Consider the following 22,223-nt stretch of genomic DNA (forward strand, 5'->3'; position numbering starts at 1 on the left):
CCGATTTTCAAAGCAGGCGATACCCTACGAACATTGCGTTCGCAATACCGAGCCGCGGATCGGGGATTTTGATGGACTTCTGGGGAACCGTACGAGTGCTGCGGCGGCGGTGGTACATCGCCCTCCCCGCAGTGCTGCTCACGGGCATCCTCGCGCTGTTCGTCTACATCTCGGTGCCGACCCGGTACGAGTCGAGCGGCGTGCTGGTCCTCACCTCCCCCGCGGCAGGCGGCCGGTACACGGCGAACACGAAGCCCGAGGACGTCGTCAGGGTCAACCCGCTGCTGCAGTTCGACGGCAGCCTCACGACCACCGCCCAGATCCTCACGCAGGTCCTCGGCGACCCGATGACGGCGGAGGAACTGGCGGGCAAGGGCTCGACGTCCGTCTACACCGCGAACACCGGCCCGGTCGGCGGCCCGCTGCTGTTCATCACGACCGAGTCGGACTCGGCCGAGTCGGCGGAAGGCCTCGTCGGCAAGGTGCTCGAGAAGACCGTCGCCGAGCTCGCGTCGCAGCAGAAGGCGTTGAACGCGCCCGAACAGACGTTCATCACCGCGCAGATCCTGGTGAAGCCGACGACGGCCTCGGCCAAGATCGGCGGCAAGGTCCGGTACGTCGGCGCGGCCACCGTCGTGTTGCTGCTGCTGACGCTCGCCTCGACGTTCGCCGCCGACTCGATCATGCTCAAGGCCAAGCGCCGCAAGGACAAAGAAGCCAAGGACGGCAAGGACCCCAAGGACGCGGCACCGTCCGAAAAGGAGACGACGCCGCAGCCCGTCCCGCCGGTCCGGCCCAATCCGCATCCGCAGAACAACGGCAACGGCGGCGCACCTCAGCGGCCCATGCCCCAGGGCGTGCCGAACGCGCACCAGAAGACCGTCATCATCGCCGCACCCAAGCCAGACCCAGCATGGCCGACGAAAGACGACTGACCGCCCAGCGAGCCGACGGCGCCACTCTGCTCATCTTCTACATGGTGGCGCTGCTCGTCGTCCCCGCCCGGTTCACCATCGCGTTCGTTCCGATCACGCTGCCGCCCGCGTTGTTCGTGGCGATGTGCCTGGCGGTCGTCTGGTTCGCCGCGCACCTCGTCGACCACCTGGGCATGGCCAAGGGCCGCAACGCCGTCCGCACGGTCCTCGCGATCTACGTGATGCTGCACCTGATGACGTACGCCCTGGCGACGCGGCGCTACCTGCCGATCGACGAGCTGTCGGTGTCGGACTCGGCGCTGATCAGGGTCGTGTCGATGGCGGCGCTCGCGGTGTTCATCGTCGACGCGGTCCGCAGCGGTGAACGCCTGAGCCGCGCCCTGCGGGTGATGGTGGCCTGCCTGACGGTCAGCGCGTTCGTCGGCCTGTTCCAGTTCGGCCTGGGCCTCGACCTCGCCTCGTACATCACGCTGCCGGGCCTGCGCGTGCAGGACAACGGCTACTCCGCGCTGGAATCCAGGTCGATCTTCTTCCGCCCGGCCGGCACCGTGAACCACCCGATCGAGTTCGGGCTGGTCTGCGTGCTGGGCGTGCCGTTCGCCGCGCACTTCGTGTTCCAGGCGAAGGACAAGGGCGAACCCGCCGGCCGCTGGTGGATGGCGCTGTCACTGCTCGCGCTGATGGCGATCCTGTCGCTGTCCCGCACGGCCATCATCGGCCTCGTCGTGACGGGCATCGTGATGGCGATCCTGCTCCCCCGCGAACGCGGCCTGCCGCTGCTCGGCGTCGGCGCGGTCTTCCTGGGCGGTGCCTCGGTCGTCGTGCCGGGCCTGTTCGGCACCGTCACCTCGATGTTCTCCAACATCGAGGACGACCCGTCGTTCCAGGGCCGCACCAAGGACTACGACGGCGCGTGGCTGGAGATCGCCAAACACCCGTGGCTGGGCCGAGGTTTCGGCACGTTCCTGCCGTCGAAGTACACGATCCTCGACAACCAGTACCTGCTGACGATGATCGAGAACGGCTACCTGGGCCTGATCGCGTTCGTCCTGTTGTTCCTCGCCGGCATCTTCGCGGCGCTGCGGGCCCGCGCGCTGTCCCGCGACGAGGGCGTGCGCGGAATCGCGATGTGCCTGGTGGCCGCGATGCTCACGTCCGCGCTGGGCGCCGCCACGTTCGACGAACTCGCGTTCAGCGTCGCCACCGGCATGACGTTCATGCTGATCGGCGTGTCCGGGGCGTTGCTGCGAATAGCCAGACAGGAGGCCGCCGAACGCAAGGCGGCCGAGGTCAGCCCAGCCAGCTGAGCAGGCTCTGCCAGGCAGGGGTGGAGAACGCGAGGACGTCACCGCTCGCGTTCTTCGAGTCCCGCACCAACGCGTCCTGGGCCAGCGAGACCTCGACGCAATCGCTGTCGATCGTCTCGCCGCTGTAGCTGCTCTTACGCCAAGTCCGTTCGCCAGTCATGAAGATCCTCTCGAAGCCCGCTGATGTACTCCGTCAGCTTGGCTTTCGATTGTTCCTCATCCAACGCGACCGCATCCAGCCGCTCGAACAGGTCCGTGCTCCACGCGACGGCCACCTCGTCCTGGGCGAACACCTTGGCGAGATCGGTCTCCGTGTACGCCACCGGCGATGCCTTGGCGAACTCGAACAACGTGCACTTCGAACGGAACGCCAGACCCTTGTTCGTCGCCGGGATGATTCGCACGATGTGCGCGTTGAAGAGAAGACGCAGGTACTGGTCTTCCATGACCTTGATGCCGCCGAGGCGCATACGCAACGCCAGTTCGTGCACGTAGAACACGCATTCAGGGCGATACGGCCGTTGCCAGATGCTCTGCCGTCCCATGCGGCGTACGACACTCTCCTCGATCTCTTCCGGCGACTGACCGCCGACCTCCGCGAACAGTGCGCGTGCGTACGCCTCCGTCTGCAGCAGACCAGGGACCACCAAGATCTCGTAGGCGAAGATCTTCTTCGCCATCGCCTCGACCATGGCCAGCGTGCGCAGGTTGTTCGGTGCCTGAGCGAAGTACAGGTCGAAGGCGTGCCGGTACCGGTTGCTGAACTCCTGGAGGAAGTCGAGGTCCTTGCCGCACGTCGCGAAGTACTGGGCGAGGTCGACATCGGTGGCGCGGGCCTTGCCGGTCTCGATGTTCGACACCTTGCTCGGATCCCAGCCGAGCTGGACGGCCATGGATCGGCCTCCGAAACTGGTGTTGTCCTCGCGCAACCTGCGGAGTTCGTCGCCCAGATCCCGGCTGTACGCGGTGGAAAGGAATGCAGTCATGCCCTTGGACCGTAACTGTTGAAGTAACTCCAAAGAACGGCTCGTTCGGGTGAAAACGGACCGCTCTAAACGGCAATGACGTGCTTTCCCAGCACGCCGCCGCGTTCGAAGGCCTCGTGCGCGACCGCGATGTCGGTCAGCGGATAAACGCTGTGCACCACCGGGCGGAGCGCGCCGGAGGTGACGTGGTCGGCCAGGTCGTCCAGCACGGCGTAGCCGGGGTTGGCGCTGAACGTGCGGATGCGCCGGGAGCCGTGGACGCTCGACACCGCGATCGCGGCCAGGGCGGGACCGGAGAGCGCGATGGTGACCATCCGGCCGCCCTTGGCGAGCCTGCGGCGATACCGCGCCAACTCGGAGCCGACCGTGTCGACGATGACGTCGAACGGTCCGATCTGGTCCGGGGTGGTGGTGCTGTGGTCCAGGACCACGTCGGCGCCCAGAGCACCGAGTGCCGCGGCGTGGCGGTCGCGGGCCAGTGCGGTGACGTGTCCACCCATCGCGTGGGCCAGTTGGACGGCCGCGGTGCCCACACCACCGGCCGCGCCCCGGACCAGGACCCGCTCGCCTTCGGCCAGTTCCACGCTGTCGCGCAACGCGATCAGCGCCGTGCTGCCCGCGACCACCAGGGACGCCGCCTCGACCGCCGACACACCCGCCGGAGCGGGACTGATGCGGTCGGCAGTGACCACGACGTACTCGGCCGCTCCCGCGACGGTGTGGCGTTCGCGGGGGTGCACCATGCCCCACACCCGGTCCCCTGCGCGGTAGTCCTCGACGCCGGAGCCGGTCGTGACGACGACGCCGGTGAAGTCCAGGCCGACGCCGATCGGGAAAGTGCGGCCTGACACCATCTTCAGCCCACCGGCGCGCACGATCGTGTCGTGTCCGTTCACACTGGCGGCCTCGACGCGCACCAGGACCTCGCCGGCACCGGGAGCGGGCCGGTCGATCTCGACGACCCGCAGGACGTCCGGTGCTCCGAAGCTCATGAACTGTGCGGCCTTCATGTCGTGTTCCTCCTGTGATCGGCTGGTGTGCCACCGATCCTGGGCTCCCCTCGCGTGATCACGGTCGTTCGCCTTGTCCTGGGTCTGCCAGACCCACCCTCGTCGATCACCCCGCGCGCATACTGGGCCCATGACGGACGACCCCCGCCGTGAGCTGGCCGAGTTCCTGCGGACCCGGCGAACCCGGGTGCGGCCGCAGGACGTCGGTCTGGAGCCGGGTCCGCGGCGGCGCGTCGCGGGGCTGCGCCGGGAGGAACTGGCCCTGCTGGCCGGGATGAGCCCGGACTACTACCAGCGCATGGAGCAGGGCCGCGACGTGCGCCCCTCCGACCAGGTGCTCGACGCCATCGCCGGCGCCCTGAACTTCTCCGCCGAGGAGTCCCGGCACCTGCACAGCCTCGCGGCCGCCGCGCGCACCCCCGCCCGGGCCGGACGCCGGTACCCGCCGGAGGAGGTGCCGCCGACCACGGTCCGCCTGCTGCACGCGACACCTTCCCCCGCGCTGGTCGTGGGCCGCTTCCTGGACGTGCTGGCCTGGAACTCGCTGGCAGAAGCCCTGCTGGGCGCGTTCACCGAGGTGCCTCAGGCAGAGCGGAACCTGCTGGCCCTGCTGCTGCACCCGGAGGCCGACCAGGCGTGCCCGGACCGCGCGGCCACGGTCGCCGAACTCACCGGCATGCTGCGCGCCCAGGTCTCCGCCGAGCCGGGGCACCCGCGCGCGACGGAGCTGGTGGACGAACTGACGGCGCGCAGCGGCGAGTTCGCGACGCTGTGGGCCCGCCACGACGTCGAGGGCACGACCCGCGGCCGGATTCGCGTCGACCACCCGCTGGTCGGCGACCTGAACCTCGACTGGGACGCCTACCCGATGCCGGGCGCGCCAGGGCCCGTGCTCATCGTGTACACCGCCGAGCCGGGCAGCCAGGACGACGAACGCCTTCGCCTGCTCGCGTCGGCGGTCCTCACTAAATGAGTGTGCGGCCACCCCGGCCCGGTGATAGACAGCGGACGTGCACAACACTTTCGCGTTCCCCGAACTGCTTCGTCTGATCGAGGAGCGCACCGCCGCTTTCTGCGCCGCCGTCGCCGCCGCCCCCGATCTCGACGCACCGGTGCCGGGCTGCCCGGGCTGGACGCTGTACGACCTGGTCCAGCACCTGGGCGACGGCCGCCGCAAGTGGGCGGAGATCGTCGCCGCGGGCCCGGCCGACGCTCCCCCGGTCCGCACGCCGGCCGTGGCACCGCGCGACGACCTGGTGGCGTGGATGACCGAGTCGACGCGGCTGCTGGTCGAGGCGCTGAAGGAGTCCGGCCCGGACCGCGAGTGCTGGGCGTGGTGGAGCGACTTCCAGTCGCCGCGCAACACCGGTACCGCGGCCCGCCACCAACTCCAGGAGATCGCGGTCCACACCTACGACGCCCAGCAGACCATCGGCGCCCCGCAACCGCTGCCGGCCGAGGTCGCGCTCGACGGCGTGTACGAGTTCCAGACGACCTGTGTCGCGACGAGGTCCCCGTGGCCGCACGAGCCCGTGCTCGTCGACTACCACGCCTCCGAGGGCCGCTCCTGGCGCGTGACGCTCGACGCCGAGGGCGCCCGGCTCGGTGACGTCCCCGGCACGGCCGACACCACGTTCAGCGGCACGGCGAGCGACCTGGTGCTGTCCTTCTACGGCCGCTTGACCGGGGACGACCTGAAGGTCGAGGGCGACCAGCGCACCTTCGAACGGCTCGTGGCCTGGGATCCGTCCTAACGCCGAGTGGTCGGCGGAGGCGCTGCCCGGTCCCGGCCGGCGACACGTGTCCGAGGTTCTGCTGGGGCTGTATCCGGCGAATCGGTGACGGAAGCGGGCGGCGACTACCTCAGGAGGGCTCTACTACCACGACGGAGGCCCCCGTTTCCGGGGGCCTCGGCCGTGTCAGACGGCTTTCAGGCCGTCCGGGGTCTCCTCGTGCCGGATACCGCACTCGGGGCACGAAAGATCATCTGAGAGCCGAACGCCGCACGCGCAGACCCAGCCCTTCACGACCGCCGGGTTGCCCGCCACGAACGCGTGCGCGGGCACCGACTTCGTGATGACCGCACCGGCCGCGGCGAACGCGTGCTCGCCGATCTCCGTGCCGCACACCACGATCGCGCCGGCGCCGAGAGTCGCACCGCGCCGCACCAGAGTGGTCTCCAGCGCGTCGCCCGTCTTCTTGACGTGGGCGCGCGGGCGCAGGTCGTTGGTGAAGAGCACGTTCGGGCCGAGGAACACGTCGTCCTCGCACGTGACGCCGTCGAAGACCAACGTGCCGTTCTTGACCGTCACGTTGTTGCCCAGCACCGCGCGCGACTCGACGAACGCGCCGTCGCAGATGTTGCAGTCACGGCCGATGCGCGCGCCCGGCAGCACGTGCGCGAACGCCCACACGCGCGTGCCGTCGCCCACGTCCTCGGACTCGCACAAACCCTTGGGGTGCACACGAACGCCGGTCATCGCAGCGCCTCCTTCAGTGCCTCGGCCACGCGGGTCTGCTGGGCCTCGGTGATCTCCGGGAACAGCGGCAGCGACAGCAGTTCCGCGGCCGAGGTCTCCGCCACCGGGAACGAACCGTCGAGGTGCGCGAACGCGCCCGTCTTGTGCAGCGGCGTCGGGTAGTGGATGCCGGCGCCGATTCCCGCGGCGTGCAGGGCGGAGAGCACGCGGTCGCGGTCCGGCACGCGGACGACGTAGAGGTGCCAGACGGGCAGGTTGCCGTCCAGCACGACCGGCACGCGCACCCGTTCGACGTCGGCGAGCAGTTCGGTGTAGCGCTGGGCGGCGGCGCGACGGGCCTGGTTCCAGCCCTCCAGTCGGCGCAGCTTCGCGGACAGCACCACGGCCTGCAGCGTGTCGAGGCGGCTGTTGAAGCCGAGCACCGGGTGCTCGTACTTGCGCGGCGAACCGTGCTCGCGCAGCAACTTCACCGACTCGGCGATCGCGTCGGACGTCGTCAGCACCGCGCCGCCGTCGCCGTACGCGCCGAGGTTCTTGCCGGGGTAGAACGAGGTCGCGGCCGCGACACCGAGGCCACCGACGGCGACACCGTTGCGGCGCGCACCCTGGGCCTGGGCGGCGTCCTCCACGACCGGCAACCCCAACGGCAAGAGCTCGACCGGCGCGGCCTGGCCGTACAGGTGAACCGGCACAACGGCTTTGGTGCGCGAAGTGACCACAGAGGACACCTGGTCGACGTCGATCAGCAGCGTGTCGTCCACGCAGTCGACGAGCACCGGCGTCGCGCCGGCACGGGCGACGGCCTCGGCGGTGGCGATGAAGGTGTTGGCGGGCAGCACGACCTCGTCGCCGTGGCCGACGCCCAGCGCGCGCAACGCCAGTTCGATGGCGTCGGTGCCGTTGCCGACACCGATCGCGTGCGCGACTTCCTGGTAGGCGGCGAACTCCGACTCGAACCGGGCGACCTGGGGGCCGTTGATGAAGGCAGTCGTCTTGAGCACCTCGGCCCAGCCGTCGGCCACCTCGTCGGCCACCTGCTCGTGCTGGGCACGCAGGTCCACCAGTGGAATCTCGATCACGCGCTCTCCCCACGCAACGGGCGGGCCGGCACGCCGGCCCACGTCTCTCCCGCGGGAACGTCCCGCAGGACAACGGCTCCCATGCCGATGACGGCACCGGCGCCGATCTTCACGCCCTCGCGCACCAGGGCTCCCTGCCCCAGGTACGCGGCCTCCCCGACGTGCACGGAACCCGCGAGCGACGCGCGGCCGGCGAACGTGACGCCGTCCGAGACCTCGTCGTCGTGGGTGATCAGCACCTGGGGCATGGCCACCACGTGCCGGCCGATCGACAGCGGGGTCGTGATGACGACACCCGCGAGCAGAATCGTTCCGGCGCCTACAGAGGCACCGGAGGTGACAGCCGCCGGATGCACGATGGTCGCCCACCGCTCGTCCGGCAGATCGAGCCTCCTGGCCACGTCCAGCCGGACCAGCGACCGCCGCGCACTCGCGATGCAGAGCACGACGGCCGCGTCCGGATGATCGGCCAGGGTGTCGAGCCCGCCCAGCACGGGCACCCCGTCCATCAGGGTGCCGTGCAGGGCGGTGGAGTCGTCGAGAGCCCCGATCGGGTCCCACGTCTCCGGGAGGAGGCGGACCGCCGCGAGAGTCTCGCGAGTCAGCCCACCCGCCCCGAGGAACAGCAATGGCCGAGCAGTCACAGGCGCATCACTGGAACATCACGTCCACCCAGTAGTTGCCACCGTTGTAGGTCGACGTCGGGAACCCGGACCCGGCGGTGAACACACCCGCGGACGGAGTGGCACCCAGCGGCGGTGAGGTCACCGTGCCGAAGTAGCCCTCGTTCACCGCGTAGCGGCCGACGGTGGTCGTGTACGAGGCCGTGTACGTGGTGTTCGCCGTGATCGACACCGGCGAGCTGAAGGTCAGTGTCTGCCAGCCCGACTCGGTCTCGTTCGAGAACGTGCCGGTGGCCAGGCGCTGGCCGTCCGCGGACCAGAGCGACCCGGTGTGGGTGCCGGTGTTGCCCGCGCCCTTGTAGAACTTCACGCCGGTGATCTGCCCGTTCGTGCTCGACGTGAACTTGACGCCCAGCTCGTACGCGCCGTTGTCATCAGCCGAAGTTACCGTCGGAACGGTCGCCGCGCTGAACAGCGAACACGGGCAGGTCTGCGTCGTCGTCGTGGTGAACGACCACGTGACCGGGTTGGCCATCATGTTGCCGAACGTGTCCGCGGCCTTCGCGGTCACCGAGTACACGGTGGACGCCGCGAACCTGGCGGCAGGCGTGAACGTGATCATCCTGCTGTCCGGCGAGAGCGCCCGCGTGCCGGCGATCTTCGCGCCACCGGGGTCGGTGACGTCGAACTGCGCCGAGTTGAGATCCACGGGCTCGTCGAACGACACGGTGACCGTCGAGTTCAACGCCACGTCGCTCGCGCCGGTCAGCGGCGTGTGCGACTGCGCCACCGGAGCGACGTTGTCGGCGTTGGGCTGGTACATCACGTCGACCCAGTAGTTGCCGGAGCCGTACGTCATCGTCGGGAAGCCCGCACCCGGCACGAAGACGCCGTTGAGCTCCTGCGGTGCCGACAGCGGACCGGAGTTGACCGGACCCGTCCCGAAGTACCCGGCGTTCACCGCGTAGTGCCCGGTGGTCGTCGTGTACGAGGCGGTGTAGGTCTGGCCGGAGCTCACGACCACCGGCTGCGAGAACGTCAGCGTCTGCCAGCCCGTCGCGGTCTCACCCGTGAAGGTGCCCGTCGCGAGGCGCTGACCGTTGGTGTTCCAGAGGCTGCCGGTGTGCGTGCCGGTGTTGCCGGTTCCCTTGTAGAAGCGGACGCCGGTGATCTGGCCCGACTGGGTCGGGGTGATCCTGACACCCAGCTCGTACGCGCCCGAGTCGTCCGCGGACGTCTCGTCCGGCACCGTTGCCGTGCTGAAGAGCGAGCACGGGCAGGTCGGCGTCGTCGTGGTCGTGAAGTTCCACTCCGCGGCAGCCGTCATCGCGATGCCGTTGACGTCCGCGATGCCCACGTGTGCCTGGTACTGCGTACCCGACACGAGCTTGGCGGACGGCGTCCAGGTGACCGTCTTCTGGTCGCCGGACAGCGACACCGAGCCGGACAGCTTGGCGCCCTTCGGGTCCTTCAGCCAGATCTGCGCCGACGCGGGGTCGACCGGCTCGCTGAACGTCGCGGTGAGGGCGTTCTGCAGGCCCACGTTCGTCGCGTTCACGGCCGGCGCGCGGTTCGTGATCGTCGGCGGCGTGGTGTCACCGTTGAGGCCGTTGCGGTAGATGACGTCGACCCAGTAGTTCGTCGCGTTGTACGACGAGTTCGGGAAACCGGTGCCGTACTTGTAGACGCCGTTGCCGCCGTCCGTGCCGTTCTGCAACGCGTGCAGCGACTGGTAGCTCGCCTCCTGGCCGTTGAAGTAGCCGGAGGAGACCGAGTAACGGCCGCTCGGGGCGTTGTACGACACGACGTAGGTCGTGTTCGCCTGCACCTGGACCGGCGAGTTGAACATCAGCTTCTGCCAGCCGGACGTGGTCTCCGCGGTGAACGTGCCGGTCGCGAGCAGCAGACCCGTGGAGGTCCACAGCGAGCCGGTGTGCGTGCCGGTGTTGCCGGAGCCCTTGTAGAAGCGGACGCCGAGCACCTCGCCCTTGCCGTCGAAGCGGACCTTGGTGCCGACCTCGACCTGACTGGTGTCACCGGCGTCGATCACGGCCGGTGCCGCGAAGTCGTCCCAGATCGTGCACGGGCAGGCCGCCGGGCGCGGCGATCCTGTCGTGAACGTCCAGTTCGACTGCGAGGAAAGGTTTCCTGCCGCGTCCGCCGCCCTCATCGTGACGGTGTAGGCGGTGGCTGCCGCCAGTGGAGCGGACGGCGTGAACGTGATCGTGCGGGCGTCGTTCGAGATCGACTTGGTGCCCGTGACCGCGCCGGACGGGCCGGTCACCGTGACCTGCGCCGAGCTGAGCGTCACGTTCTCGTCGAACGTGCCGGACACCGTGGTGTTCAGCGCGACCGAACCGGCGTTGGTCACCGGCGAGTTCGCGTTCTGGATCGGCGCGCGGGTGTCGGGACCGGGGTCCGTCGCCCACACCACGTCGACCCAGTAGTTCGTGTTGTCGAACGTCTGGTTCGGGAAGCCGGCGCCGAAGCGGAAGATGCCGTTCGGTCCGTCCACACCGGACTGCAGGCCGGTGATCGGCTGCATGTACGCCTGCTGCTGGTAGAACCCGCCGGTGTCGTAGGCGAAGTGCCCGGTCGGCGTGTAGTACGACACGATGTAGGTCGTGTTCGCGTTCACCGCGATCGGCGACGGGAAGAGCAGCGTCTGCCAGCCCGTCGGACTCTCGTTGGTGAACGTGCCGGTGGCGAGCAGATCACCGGTGGAGGACCACAGGCTGCCGGTGTGCGTGCCGGTGTTGCCGGTGCCCTTGTAGAACTTCACGCCGCGGACGTAGCCGTTGCTGGCGGCCTTCCACTTCACGCCGAGCTCCAGCTGCGAGCTGTCGTCGGCCGAGGCGACCTTCGGGACCTCCGTGCCGGCGAACATGCCGCACGGGCAGGTCTTGGCGGTGACGTTCGGCGTCGCGCTCACCGGTGTGGAGAGGTTCAGCGAGTCGTCGACCGCGCGGACCCTGATCTGTGCCGTGCCGGACTGGTTCGGCGTGTACGTGTAACTCCACGACGTCTGGCCCGCCAGCCAGGTGGCGTAGTGCCAGCGGGTGCCGCCGTCGGTCGAGACCTCGACGCCCGCGACCTTGCCGGACGCGTCGATCACGGTGCCGCCGAAGGTGTAGGCCTGCCCGACCGTCGACTGCGCCGGCAGGGTCGTGATCTGCACGCCGGGTGCCGCGTTGTCGTTGATGGCGCCGGAGACCGTGAGCTGGTCCGCGCCCCACAGCTGGTAGGGCTGCACGCCCATGTCCGCGAGGAAGTTGACCGTCGCCTGCTTGATCCGCTTGTCCGACGTCGGCGTGTTGGTCGGGAACGCGTGTTCGTCGTCGACGCCCCACGCCCACTGCACCGTGCCGGCGCCGAACACCAGCGCACCGGAAGGCGCGCGGTAGTAGGTGATCGCGTGCGTCTCGGGACCCGAGCCGTACTCGTCGCCGTAGTTCTTCAGGCCGTAGTAGCCGTCGAGGTTGACCGTCGTGCGGGACATCTGCGCGACGCCGGCGGGCTGGAAGCCGTTGTCGTAGACGGTGTTCCACTCGTAGCCGAGCGTGCCGGGCTGGAACGTGTACGTGGTGCCCGCGGCCAGGTTCGCCAGGTCGGTGTTGCGCCAGAGCCGCATCTTGCCGTACGCGGCCGGCACCTGCAGCGCGTCGTCACGCCGGCCGTTGACGGTGAACATGTTGCCGAGCAACGCGTTCTCGGGTTTGCCGCCGTCCTGGGGCGGACTGTAGCGAGGATCTCGCCAGGTGCCGGTCCAGGTGTTCGTGCCGTCGTTCTGGGTGCCCTTCGTCTCCTTGAAGCAGACGATGGTGCGCCAGTCGGTCTGGGAGGAGTCCATGCTCTTCTCCCACTTGGTCTTCCAGAAGATCTCGTTGCCGGTCAGGAACGCCATGTGCACGCCGGCGTCACGGGCGGCCATCACGTTGTTCCACTGCTCGTTCGACCAGTACTCGTCGTGGCCGACCGCCATGAAGACCTTGTGGTTCTTGATCAGGTTGCCGCGCCGGGCGGAGTCCACGTCGGTCGTGTAACTCATGTCGTACCCGTTGCGCTCCATGAACCTGAGCATCGGGTACTCGGCGTTGAAGATGAAGTTCTCGTCGCCGTCGCCGCCGGTGTAGGGGCGGTTGTAGCTGACCTTGTACGAGCTGCCGCCCTGGCCGGGGCCGTCACCGAAGTAGAGGCTGTTGCCGCCGTAGCGGTTGTACGCGACCCAGGTGGCGTCGGAGGTCTGGAAGAACACCTTCGAGGTGGAGGCGTCGTCGCGGACGACGAACGCCATCTCGTTCTCGGCGCCGGTGTCGTTGCGCGTCATGCGGACGTAGTAGATGCCGGAGACCGCGGTGGAGGGGATGTTCCAGGTGACCGACACGGCCCAGTTGCCGCAGTCGACGAGCGCGGTCGGCGCGTCCCGCAGACATGGTGGCTGGTTCTGCGGGGTGTTGCGGTTGACCGTGCCCATGTGCCGGGCGCCCTTGCCGCCGTACCAGCCCATCCGGTAGATGTCGAGCTTGTACGAGGAGGCCGACGTCAGCATCTTGAAGCTGACGGTCTGGCCGATGTTGTAGCTGATGTCGGTCGTGTACCCGAGGATCGTGTCGTCCCGGTACTGCGCCTGCCAGTTGTCCGCACCGGTCTGCGTGTTCTCACACGCGACCTTGTTGGTGACGGGGAAGTCACACGGAGCAGCATTGGCGTTGGGGGCGTTGAAGACCCCCATCACGAACATCGTCGATGCGATTAATGCCGTGATCACAAGCACCCGCACGAGACGCGACTGCTGAGCCACCATTGGGTTCTACCTCTCGGACGGAGTTACCGTGTGTGATCCGCGCACTACGCTGGACAGCACAGGGCTGCTACTCCGAACGTCGGCGATCTGTTTAGAACTGTTACGTGTCAACACAAAAATGTTCCGGTGAGGGTTGAATCTTTATTTTTCAACCACGCACGGTCAGTTGGGATGTGTGGAGAGTTTCCGACAACGCTGACACGACGGTGTCCTGTTCGGACTCGGTCATGTCGTGGAAGAGCGGAAGGATCAGCGTCCGGGCCGTGAAGGCCTCCGTCACCGGCAGCGCGACGCTGGGGTGACCCTCGTAGGCGGGTTCGAGGTGTGACGCCATGATTCCACGCCGTGCGCTCACGCCGCGTTCGGCAAGGCCCGCAAGGACTTCCTGACGGTCGGCGCCCTCGGGCAGCCAGACCCAGAACGACTGGTAGTTCGTCGTCCCGTACTCAGGGTCACGAACGGTCTCGACGACGCCGTCCAGCAACTCGTGGTAGCGCGCGGCCAACTCACGGCGACGGGCGATGATCGCGTCCAGTTTGGACAGCTGCACCAGGCCGACGGCGGCCTGGATGTCGGTCATCCGGTAGTTGAACGCGGTCTCCAGGTACTGCTCGATGACGGCGCTTCCGCCGTTGTGGCGGTCCGCCGCGGAGACGCTCATCCCGTGCTCGCGCAGGCGCTTGAGCCGGACGGCCCACTCGGGGTCGTCGGTGGTGACCATGCCGCCCTCACCGGTGGTGAGGAGCTTGCGGGGGTGGAACGACCAGGCGGCCAGCAGCGCGTTCGTGCCGACCGGCTTGCCCTTGTAGGTGGAGCCCGCCGCGCAGGCCGCGTCCTCGATGACCGCGATGCCACGCGGTTCGCACAACGCCTTGAGCGCGTCGACGTCCGCGGGCACGCCGGCCTGGTGCACGACCATGACCGCGCGTGTTCGTTCGGTCAGCACGGTTTCCACTGTGGACGCGCTCAGGTTGCCGGTCTCCACCTCGACGTCGGCGAAGACGGGGGTGGCGCCGGTGTAGCGCACGGCGTTGGCGGTGGCGATGAACGACAGCGACGGCACGACGACCTCGTCGCCGGGGCCGATGCCGAGCACGTGCACGGCCAGGTGCAGACCCGTTGTGCAGGAGGACACCGCGACACCGTGCTGCGCGCCGACCGAGGCGGCGAACGCTTCTTCGAACTCCCGGACTCGGGGACCCTGGGCCACCCAGCCGGACCGGACGGCCTCGGCGGCGGCGAGCGCCTCTTCTTCGCCGAGCAACGGCCGCATTACCGGAATCAAAGCTCTACCTCTTCATTGGCGGAGTTGGTGTCCGCGACCGCCACTGGAGTTCGACGGCGGGTGGAACTCCAGTGACGGTCGCGGAAAGGGGCGCGGACGCGGCGGACCTGGGGGTGTCGGCCGCGTCCGCGGTCTTGGGGGTTACGCGCCCGCCGCGTCGGCGGCGGCCTTCTCGGCACGCCACCACGCGACGAGGTCGCGCAGACCGCCGTCCATCCCGATCTCGGGCTTCCAGCCGAGCTCGGTGGCCGCGAGGCTGATGTCGGCGAGCCGGCGCGTGACGCCGTTCACCTTGCGCTCGGGGCCGTGCTCCAGCGGCAGGTCGGAGTCCATCGCGGCAAGCAACGCGAGGGCGAGCTCCTTGAGCGATGTCTCCTGGGAGGACGCGATGTTGTACACCGTGTCCGTGACCGGCGCCTTGGCCGCGAGGATGTTGGCGCGTGCGATGTCGTGCACGTGCACGAAGTCCATCGTCTGGGCGCCGTCACCGAAGATGAGCGGCGACTTGCCGTCGACGATGCGCTCCATCCAGCGGATGAGCACCTCGGTGTACAGACCGTGGACGTCCATCCGCGGGCCGTACACGTTGAAGTAGCGCAGCGCCACGTAGTCGAGGTCGTACATGGCCTTGAAGCTGCGCAGCATGCCTTCGTTGAACGCCTTCGCGGCGCCGTAGAAGGTGTCGTTGTTGTACGGGTGGTGCCGCTCGTTGGTGGGGAACGACTCCGCGAGCCCGTACACCGACGCCGACGACGACGCGATGACCTTCTTCACCCCGGCGGCCGCGGCGGCCTCCAGGATCGTGAACGTGCCGTCGACCAGGCACTCCAGCGCGAGCCGCGGTTCCTCGGCGCACTGGGTGATGCGGATGGCGGCGAGGTGGAAGACGAGGTCCATGCCCTCGGTCAGCTCGCGCACCAGGGCCTTGTCGTTGATGTCGCCCTCGACGATGCGGACGACACCGGACTCCAGCGCGGCGGCCAGGTTCTCGCGGCGGCCGCGCACGAAGTTGTCCAGCACGACGACCTCGGCCGCGCCGGCCTCGACGAGCTGGTCCACCACCGAGGAACCGATCGTGCCCGCACCACCGGTGACGAGCGCACGCTGACCGGCGATGGGCTGACCCAACTCCTTGGCCGACATCAGGACACCTTGCCTTCGACTTGTTGAACAGGAACGAAAACTCCGCCGGCGCGCAGCGACTCCGACGCCGCCTCCAGCACCGCCAGCACGCGCAGACCCGCGCGGCCGTCGGTCAGCGGCGCCCGCTTCTCGGTGATGGACGCGGCGAACTCCGCCATCATCGTGCGCAACGCCTCGCGTTCCACCAACGCCGGCGCGACCATGTCGCCGGTGCGGTAGGAGATCTTCTGCTGCTCCGGGGACTTGTCGACGCCCCGGTCGTAAATGGACAGTCGCTGTGCGGGATTGTTGTCGTCCCACACGACCGTGCGCTGCGAACCGCCGATGACCATCGTGCGAATCTTCGTCGGCGACAGCCAGTTCACGTGCACGTGCGTGATTGCCCCGTTGGACAGCCGCACCGTGAGGTGGCCGACGCACGCGACGCCCGCGCCGATCGGGTCGGAGCCGTGCGCCGCGACCTCCACCGGGTACACGTCGTCGGGCAGGATCGCCTCGAAGATCGACAGGTCGTGCGGGGCGAGGTCCCACAGCACGTCGACGTCCGGCTGCACCAGACCGAGGTTGATGCGCACCGAGTCGATGTACTGGATGTCACCGAGCTCACCGCCGCGGATGATCTTGCGCAGGTGCTGCACCGACGACGTGTACGCGAAGGTGTGGTCCAGCATCAGCGTGAGGCCGCGCTGTTCGGCGGTCTCCACGAGCTTGAGGCCGTCCTCGAAGTTCGCCGCGAGCGGCTTCTCCACGAGGACGTGCTTGCCGGCCTCCAGCGCCGCGAGGGCGACGGGCAGATGCGTGGCCGCGGGGGTGGCGATGGCGACCGCGTGGACGTCCGGGTCGGCGAGGACCTCGTCCAGCGACGCCGTGGCGCGCACGGTCGAGTACTGGCCCAGCACGCGCTGGGCCTTCTCGACGTCGAGATCGCACAGGTAGCGCAGGTGGAGCTCCGGGGTGGCCTGGGCGTTGCGAACGAGGTTCGGCCCCCAGTACCCGGCTCCGATGACAGCAAGGCCAATCACGTCTTGGTTCCCCATCAGTAGGCCCCCTGGCCGCCGAAGACGGCGCGGAAGGTCTTCCACATGATCACGAGGTCGAGGGCGAGCGACCAGTCCTCGACATAGCGCAGGTCGAGCCGGATCGACTCCTCCCACGAGAGATCGCTCCGTCCGCTCACCTGCCACAGGCCGGTCAGTCCGGGCTTCACCAGCAGGCGGCGCCGTACGTCCGAGGAGTACTTCGCGGTCTCCTCCGGCAGCGGCGGGCGCGGGCCGACGAGCGACATGCTGCCCGCGAGGACGTTGAACAGCTGTGGAAGCTCGTCGATCGAGTAGCGGCGCAGGAACGTGCCGACCTTGGTGATGCGCGGGTCCTTCTTCATCTTGAACAGCACGCCGTTGCCTTCGTCGACAGCGGCGAGCCTGGCGCGCAACGCGTCGGCGTTGGTCACCATCGTGCGGAACTTGATGATCGTGAACGGCACGCCGGTCTTGCCGACCCGTTTCTGGCGGTAGAAGACGGGACCACGGCTGTCGATCATCACGAACGCGGCGACGGCGAACATGAGCGGTGCCAGCAGGACCAGGAGGACGAACGCTCCGACGCGATCGACGACTTCCTTGACCAGACGGCGGAATCCGCTCAGTGCCGGTTCGCTCACGCGCAGCAGCGGCATGCCGAGCACGGCGCTCATGTGCAGTCGCGGGCCGGCGACCTCCATGAGACCGGGCGACACGACCATTTCGGCACCGGAGCCCTCGAGTGCCCACGCGAGCTGCTGGAGACGGCGAGGTGTCCAGTAGGCGTCGGGCGTGACGGCGACGATGCGGTACCCACCGCGGCGGACGTGCTCGGCGAGCTCGCGCAGCTGGCCGACGACGGGAACGCCCTCGACGTCGGTGCCGGAGCGGCCGCGGCCGTCGATCGTGCAGATCGCGTCCACGCGCCAGCCCAGGTGGGCGACGCGCTTGGTGCGGTGGATGAGGTCCTCGACCGTGTCCAGGTTGCCGGCGGCGAGGACCGAGAGCAGGAAGCGTCCTTCACTGCGGCCGCGATGCAGCGGGCGGCGCAGGAGGTAACGCATGGGGAACGCGACCAGGGCGATCGCGGGAACCACGACGAAGATCCACAGGCGGGCGCCGGGGATGTCGACGGCGAGCGCTCCGAGGCCGAGCGCCACGACGGCACCGAACAAACCCCGGCCGAGTCTTCGGAATTCCTCAGCACCTTGGCCGAGAACGGTCGGCGTCCACACGCGGTTGATCGCGAGCGAACCGACGACGAGGACTACTGTGAGTATGTCCAGCAGTGCAAGGGAAAGCGGGCCGAAAGCGGCGTGTCTGATGCTCATGACGGCACCGACGGCGATGACGACCAGGGCAACGGTCAGCACGTCGGCGGTGATCACGGCATAGCGGTAGCGGCTTTCCCAGCGGGCAACGGGTGGGTGCGTCTGTCTGTGTTCCGACAGAGGATTGAGCGTGGAGCGCAACCCTTCGACGTCACGGGCAGCGACGTCACGGGCAGCGCGGACCTGCTCACTCATCGTTCTGATCTCCCCGGCTCAGCGGCGATTTTGGACACGCACAGGCACAGGTCACCCCGAGGACCTTGGAAACTTCCAGCTTCGCGATCTTCGGCACGACGTCAAACTGGATTGGCGCCCGAAGCTCGCAACCGGTGATTCGCACGTACCGGCATCGGCGTTACAGACCCTGGAAAAAACTTTCCCGAAGTCCGAATACCGGACGTGACGCGCGTCTCACCACCTGGAAACCGTGGCGACGTAACACGTTTCCAGATGTCCACAAGGGACATAATTGGATACGTATGCCGCGAGGTAATGGCTCAGAACAGGTCTTCAGGCCCTAGTCTGATCGACTGCCATTGTGCATGCACTTACCGCTGAACGGAGTAATGCGCTACGGCCGAACGGAAATGCGTACTTCGTCACTCTCGACGACCACTACGTCACCGTGCCGCAGCTGTGCTCCACGCCGGAGCTCCACAGCGCCGTTGACGTGGACTTCCCCGTCCTCGATGAGCCCTTTGGCGTGTGCACCGTCCTCGGCCAGCTGCGCCAGCTTGAGGAACTGTCCTAGCCTGATCGGCTCTTCGGAGATCTCGACCGTCCGCATGAGTCCCATCATCCCAGTAGGGCGCTCCCCACTGCTCGCTCGGGGGGCCACACCAGCGCGTTCGAGTGAAGGCGTTGACACGCTTGAAGTATGAAAACTTCGTGGGGGTACGCCGCCTGGTTGGCGGTATCGGGATTCGTCTGCGTCGCGATAACGATCTTCGCCGCGAGCGCGTACGTCACCCTGGACATGGATCAGGCGAGACCGCCGTTGCACGGGCCGGCCCATTACGGCCTTCTGGTCGCCCACATCTTCACCGGAACGGTCGCGGTCCTCGCGGGTGTCTCGCAGTTCTGGCCACGCCTGCGCGGCCGGCATCCGCGGGTGCACCGCGTCATGGGTCGCGTGTACTTCGCGGCGGTCCTGCCGTCGTCGTTGCTCGGCGTCGTGTGCGCCCAGCTGTCGCTGGCCGGGCTGGCCTCGTCCGCGCCGCTGACGGTTCTGTCGGTGCTGTGGTTCGTGACGGCGCTCTACGGCCTGAAGACGGCACGGCGGCGCCAGTTCGGCGAGCACCGCATCTGGATGATCCGCGGTTTCGCACTCACTGGCGCCGCCGTGACGGGTCGCCTTTGGGGCCTCGCACTCGGCTCGGTGATGCCCGACGGGGACGGGCTGCTCATCTTCGCCACCGCGAACTGGCTGTCGTTCGTGGTGAACCTGCTGGTGGCCGAGTGGTGGGTCCAGTCGCGGGGCTACACCCGGACCTTGCCCTCCGTGGCGTTCAAGCCGAGCATTTCCAGCAGGTCAGCGCAGTCGAGCGCGTCCGTGGCGTGACAGGCCACGGTGCGTGCCGCCTTGCTGTTCTGAATCGTGCTGTGCTCCTTCTCCAGAGCCTTGGCCTCGGCGAAGGTGCCGGTTTCGGGCTCGGCGATCGCGGGACGCGCCCAAGTCATCTCGTGCCTGCTTCCGCATCGGGGGATGTGGTCATCATGGCAACTGGGTGACGAAAACACCAGAACCGACGCTTACCGTAATCGATCACCCACGCTGCGTGGTAACCGTGGGAGCGCTTTCTTCGACCAATCCCCTGATCATTCTGCCACGATTCGACTTCACCTGCCGTACCTGAGCACCGATTCCACTTCGGTCACAAATGCGACCAGTCGTTCGTCGTCCACGTCGTCCGGCGTGGGACCGTCCACCGCGAGTCGTTGCAGCGCAACGGAAGTGGTGGCGCTCTCCCGCGCCAGGCGGCGGAACCCGAACGTCGCCTCGTACAGCGACATCGCGGTGCCCAAAGCGGCCAGAACCGTTGCCACGAAACCCCACATGGCCCTGCGCGGCCCGTCCGCCATCCCCACGGCCGCGGCGGCAGCGGCGGCGATGAAGAACGCGGCCGCGAGCGCGACCGTCCACGTGCGAGCACGGGAGTAGCGCTTGCGGGCGCGTTCGAAGTGGTCGAGCCGGTCCTGGAAGCGGTGGCGCAGATAGGCTTCCACGAACTGGGCCTGGCGCTGCTTGTCGCTCATGTCCGTACCACCTCGTGCTTGCGGTTGCTGACCGCGGCTTCCAGATCCGCCACCTTGTCCAGACGCTCTTCCTCCGTGGCCGGGGCGACGGAGGCGAGGTGCGCGAAGTAGAGCGCCCGCAGGCGTTCCGCGCGCGACCGGGCGGTGAGGTACTTGTCGAGCGACTCCCGCTTGCGCGCCACGATCGTGATGGCCGCGGCGAACGCGCCACCCGCCACGACGAGCACGCCCGGCCACGGCGTGTCCTGGAGCCAGGTCTGCAGCCCGGCGAACACCGTCGTGGTGAGGCCGCCCGCGATCGCGAGCACGGCCGTGAGCCGGTAGCGGTTCTGCTCGACCTCGGCCTCGGAGTCGAGCTCCTGGAACGCCGGCGCGACGACCTGGTTCGCGTCGTGGATGGCGTCGGCGAGCGTCGGATAGGCCACGACGAAGCCGGGATCGACGAGCGGGCGCGGTTCCGGCGCCTTGTACCGGACCTTGGGCAGGATCCGCGGCGGCTTGACGGGCTTCTCCTTGCCCAGCAGCCGTTCCAGCGCGGTGACTGCCTTACCGGCGCCCTCGTCGACGTGGATGATGAAGATCTTGCCGCTGCGCACGAGCACCGCGAGGTCGCCGGTGAGGTCACCCGTCGCGATGCGGTCCGCGAGACCACCGGTGCCGGCGAGCACCAGCAGCGGGTTGTCACCGCTGAGGTGGTCGATGACCTCCCGCTCGTTCTCGCCTCCGACGACGAGAGCGACGACGGGCTTCTTGTTGCGCACCGCGTCGATCGTGCGGAACAGCACCGGCGTCGAGTCCGTCCACTCCGAACCGGGCACGATGACGGCGATGCTGTGGTTGGGTTCCAGCGCTACCTGACCGTTGGTGGAGCTCTCGGTGAGGTCGTGCACCTTGCTGCTGGGCGCGACACCGATGACGACGGGCCAGCGCTGCTCGCACGCCTGCAAAGCCATGCCCAGCAAGTGGACAACGCCTCGGTCGGTGCCTTCGGTGACGAACACGGCGCCGTTGCGCGCCGCCGTCACGACCACGGATCTGAGCACCGGCAACAACTTCGCGGCGAGATCCGTCTCGATGTCTTCTGTAGAGCCGAAGACCGAGATCACCGTGCGGCCTCGGGGCATTCCGAGGGCCTTCGGTTTGATGTCGGCGTCCGGCTGGGACAGCCGTTTGACTGTCGGGCCGCCTGCTGTGGGCATGCCGCGCACCATAACGCCGTGATCGACCGTCGGCCAGGGCCGTTCAGACCCGTCTCAGGTGGCCCACACGCTCCTGGCCAGCCGCGACAGGTCGCTCAGGTCGTCGATCACGATCTGGGCTCCAGCTTGGTGGAGATCCTGTCTCGAACTGCGGCCGGTGGCCACGGCGACGAGCCGCACTCCCGCTTTCGTCGCCGCGTAGACGTCGTGCGGGGTGTCGCCGATGAGCACGACCTCGTCCTGTGCGAACGGCCGGATCCGTTGTGCGCGTTCACGGGCGAACGTCACGAGCTCGGCGCGATCGGCGTGGTCGTCGCCGAACGCGCTCGCGTCCCAGTCGACGAGGTGCGCCAGCCCGAACTCCTCCAGTTTGATCCTCGCCACACTGCGGAGGTTCGCGGTCAGCACGCCCTGGTGCACGCGCGGGTCGTTCGCGAAGTGTTCCAGCGCCTGGAGGGCGCCGGGCAGGACCTCGCCGTGGCCGGGCAGCTCGGCGCGGCGCGTCTCGAAGGAGTCCGCCAGGGCGTCGGCCAGCAGTTGCGACGCCTCCTCGGTGTGCTCGATGCCGTGCTGCCGCAGGGTCTCGGAGATGATGTCCAGCTCGGTGCGTCCGCCGAGGTCGACGGGGCCCGCGAGCTCCCGGCCGAACGCCGTCCGGAACGCCTCGCGGTACATCAGCCCGCCGAAACCGCGCGCGGCGATCAGCGTGTTGTCGATGTCCCACAGCACCAGCAGTTCGGGCCCGGTCACTCCGAGCACCCCCTCA

20 protein-coding genes are annotated in these 22,223 nt (G+C 68.3%); 5 read left to right on the plus strand and 15 right to left on the minus strand.

The window, feature by feature from the left end:
* Positions 1–71 precede the first annotated feature (71 nt).
* Together OG205_RS18705 and OG205_RS18710 are read left to right on the plus strand one after the other, a co-directional pair.
* On the plus strand, positions 72–935 hold the full coding sequence (locus OG205_RS18705; RefSeq protein ID WP_330277512.1) for a hypothetical protein: 864 nt from the start codon (positions 72–74) through the stop codon (positions 933–935).
* Positions 914–2,242: an O-antigen ligase family protein gene (locus OG205_RS18710; RefSeq protein ID WP_330277513.1), complete on the plus strand. Its 1,329-nt coding sequence runs from the start codon at positions 914–916 to the stop codon at positions 2,240–2,242. Before OG205_RS18705 ends, OG205_RS18710 begins: the two co-directional genes overlap by 22 nt.
* Here the strand turns inward: OG205_RS18710 and OG205_RS18715 are convergent.
* The 3 genes from OG205_RS18715 to OG205_RS18725 all read right to left on the minus strand — a co-directional run bounded on the left by OG205_RS18715 (position 2,226) and on the right by OG205_RS18725 (position 4,238).
* Entirely contained in the window at positions 2,226–2,402 is a 177-nt protein-coding gene (locus OG205_RS18715; RefSeq protein WP_330277514.1) for a DUF397 domain-containing protein, read from the minus strand. The two genes, OG205_RS18710 and OG205_RS18715, sit on opposite strands and share 17 nt — an antisense overlap.
* The gene (locus tag OG205_RS18720; RefSeq protein WP_330277515.1) at positions 2,377–3,228 is read right to left on the minus strand and encodes a helix-turn-helix domain-containing protein; all 852 of its coding nucleotides are present in this window, start codon (positions 3,226–3,228) and stop codon (positions 2,377–2,379) included. Before OG205_RS18720 ends, OG205_RS18715 begins: the two co-directional genes overlap by 26 nt.
* A 65-nt stretch (positions 3,229–3,293) precedes the next feature.
* Complete coding sequence (locus OG205_RS18725; RefSeq protein WP_330277516.1) at positions 3,294–4,238, minus strand: NADP-dependent oxidoreductase; 945 nt, start codon at positions 4,236–4,238, stop codon at positions 3,294–3,296.
* Positions 4,239–4,368: 130 nt separating this feature from the next.
* On the opposite strand from OG205_RS18725, the gene OG205_RS18730 reads away from it, so the two are divergent.
* Together OG205_RS18730 and OG205_RS18735 are read left to right on the plus strand one after the other, a co-directional pair.
* Positions 4,369–5,211 (plus strand): helix-turn-helix transcriptional regulator, encoded by an 843-nt coding sequence (locus tag OG205_RS18730; protein WP_330277517.1) that lies wholly within the window; start codon positions 4,369–4,371, stop codon positions 5,209–5,211.
* Positions 5,212–5,248: 37 nt separating this feature from the next.
* Positions 5,249–5,992, plus strand: a complete 744-nt coding sequence (locus tag OG205_RS18735; RefSeq protein ID WP_330277518.1) for a maleylpyruvate isomerase family mycothiol-dependent enzyme — start codon at positions 5,249–5,251, stop codon at positions 5,990–5,992.
* A 165-nt stretch (positions 5,993–6,157) separates the two neighbouring features.
* Here the strand turns inward: OG205_RS18735 and OG205_RS18740 are convergent, their stop codons facing one another.
* The 9 genes from OG205_RS18740 to OG205_RS18780 form a co-directional block, all read right to left on the minus strand.
* On the minus strand, positions 6,158–6,718 hold the full coding sequence (locus OG205_RS18740) for an acyltransferase (RefSeq protein WP_319973335.1): 561 nt from the start codon (positions 6,716–6,718) through the stop codon (positions 6,158–6,160).
* The gene (locus OG205_RS18745) at positions 6,715–7,797 is read right to left on the minus strand and encodes a DegT/DnrJ/EryC1/StrS family aminotransferase (RefSeq protein ID WP_330277519.1); all 1,083 of its coding nucleotides are present in this window, start codon (positions 7,795–7,797) and stop codon (positions 6,715–6,717) included. The genes OG205_RS18740 and OG205_RS18745 overlap by 4 nt, the downstream gene beginning before the upstream one ends.
* Entirely contained in the window at positions 7,794–8,441 is a 648-nt protein-coding gene (locus OG205_RS18750) for a NeuD/PglB/VioB family sugar acetyltransferase (RefSeq protein ID WP_330277520.1), read from the minus strand. Before OG205_RS18750 ends, OG205_RS18745 begins: the two co-directional genes overlap by 4 nt.
* Positions 8,442–8,448: 7 nt before the next feature.
* Positions 8,449–13,152 carry a DUF4082 domain-containing protein gene (locus tag OG205_RS18755; protein ID WP_330277521.1) on the minus strand — a complete coding sequence of 1,568 codons (4,704 nt, stop codon included), beginning with the start codon at positions 13,150–13,152 and terminating at the stop codon, positions 8,449–8,451.
* Between the two features lie 220 nt (positions 13,153–13,372).
* Positions 13,373–14,497: a DegT/DnrJ/EryC1/StrS family aminotransferase gene (locus OG205_RS18760; RefSeq protein ID WP_330277522.1), complete on the minus strand. Its 1,125-nt coding sequence runs from the start codon at positions 14,495–14,497 to the stop codon at positions 13,373–13,375.
* A gap of 153 nt (positions 14,498–14,650) precedes the next feature.
* The gene (locus tag OG205_RS18765) at positions 14,651–15,652 is read right to left on the minus strand and encodes an NAD-dependent epimerase/dehydratase family protein (protein WP_330277523.1); all 1,002 of its coding nucleotides are present in this window, start codon (positions 15,650–15,652) and stop codon (positions 14,651–14,653) included.
* Positions 15,652–16,674, minus strand: a complete 1,023-nt coding sequence (locus tag OG205_RS18770) for a Gfo/Idh/MocA family protein (protein ID WP_330277524.1) — start codon at positions 16,672–16,674, stop codon at positions 15,652–15,654. Before OG205_RS18770 ends, OG205_RS18765 begins: the two co-directional genes overlap by 1 nt.
* A gap of 14 nt (positions 16,675–16,688) precedes the next feature.
* Positions 16,689–18,197: a sugar transferase gene (locus OG205_RS18775; RefSeq protein ID WP_330277525.1), complete on the minus strand. Its 1,509-nt coding sequence runs from the start codon at positions 18,195–18,197 to the stop codon at positions 16,689–16,691.
* Positions 18,198–18,573: 376 nt separating this feature from the next.
* Positions 18,574–18,789, minus strand: coding sequence for an RNA-binding S4 domain-containing protein (locus tag OG205_RS18780; protein WP_330277526.1), 216 nt, complete (start codon positions 18,787–18,789; stop codon positions 18,574–18,576).
* 90 nt (positions 18,790–18,879) lie between these two features.
* On the opposite strand from OG205_RS18780, the gene OG205_RS18785 reads away from it, so the two are divergent.
* Entirely contained in the window at positions 18,880–19,563 is a 684-nt protein-coding gene (locus OG205_RS18785; RefSeq protein ID WP_330277527.1) for a DUF2306 domain-containing protein, read from the plus strand.
* 278 nt (positions 19,564–19,841) lie between these two features.
* On the opposite strand, the gene OG205_RS18790 is transcribed toward OG205_RS18785, so the two are convergent.
* From OG205_RS18790 to OG205_RS18800, 3 genes are read right to left on the minus strand one after another with little or no spacing between them, the layout of a single operon-like run.
* Entirely contained in the window at positions 19,842–20,258 is a 417-nt protein-coding gene (locus OG205_RS18790; RefSeq protein WP_093588176.1) for an SLATT domain-containing protein, read from the minus strand.
* Positions 20,255–21,457 (minus strand): DUF4231 domain-containing protein, encoded by a 1,203-nt coding sequence (locus OG205_RS18795; protein ID WP_330277528.1) that lies wholly within the window; start codon positions 21,455–21,457, stop codon positions 20,255–20,257. Before OG205_RS18795 ends, OG205_RS18790 begins: the two co-directional genes overlap by 4 nt.
* Before the next feature lie 54 nt (positions 21,458–21,511).
* Positions 21,512–22,216 (minus strand): HAD family hydrolase, encoded by a 705-nt coding sequence (locus OG205_RS18800; protein ID WP_330277529.1) that lies wholly within the window; start codon positions 22,214–22,216, stop codon positions 21,512–21,514.
* Between the last annotated feature and the right edge of the window lie 7 nt (positions 22,217–22,223).

It is taken from the genome of Lentzea sp. NBC_00516 (assembly GCF_036346835.1).
Classification (GTDB): domain Bacteria; phylum Actinomycetota; class Actinomycetes; order Mycobacteriales; family Pseudonocardiaceae; genus Lentzea; species Lentzea sokolovensis.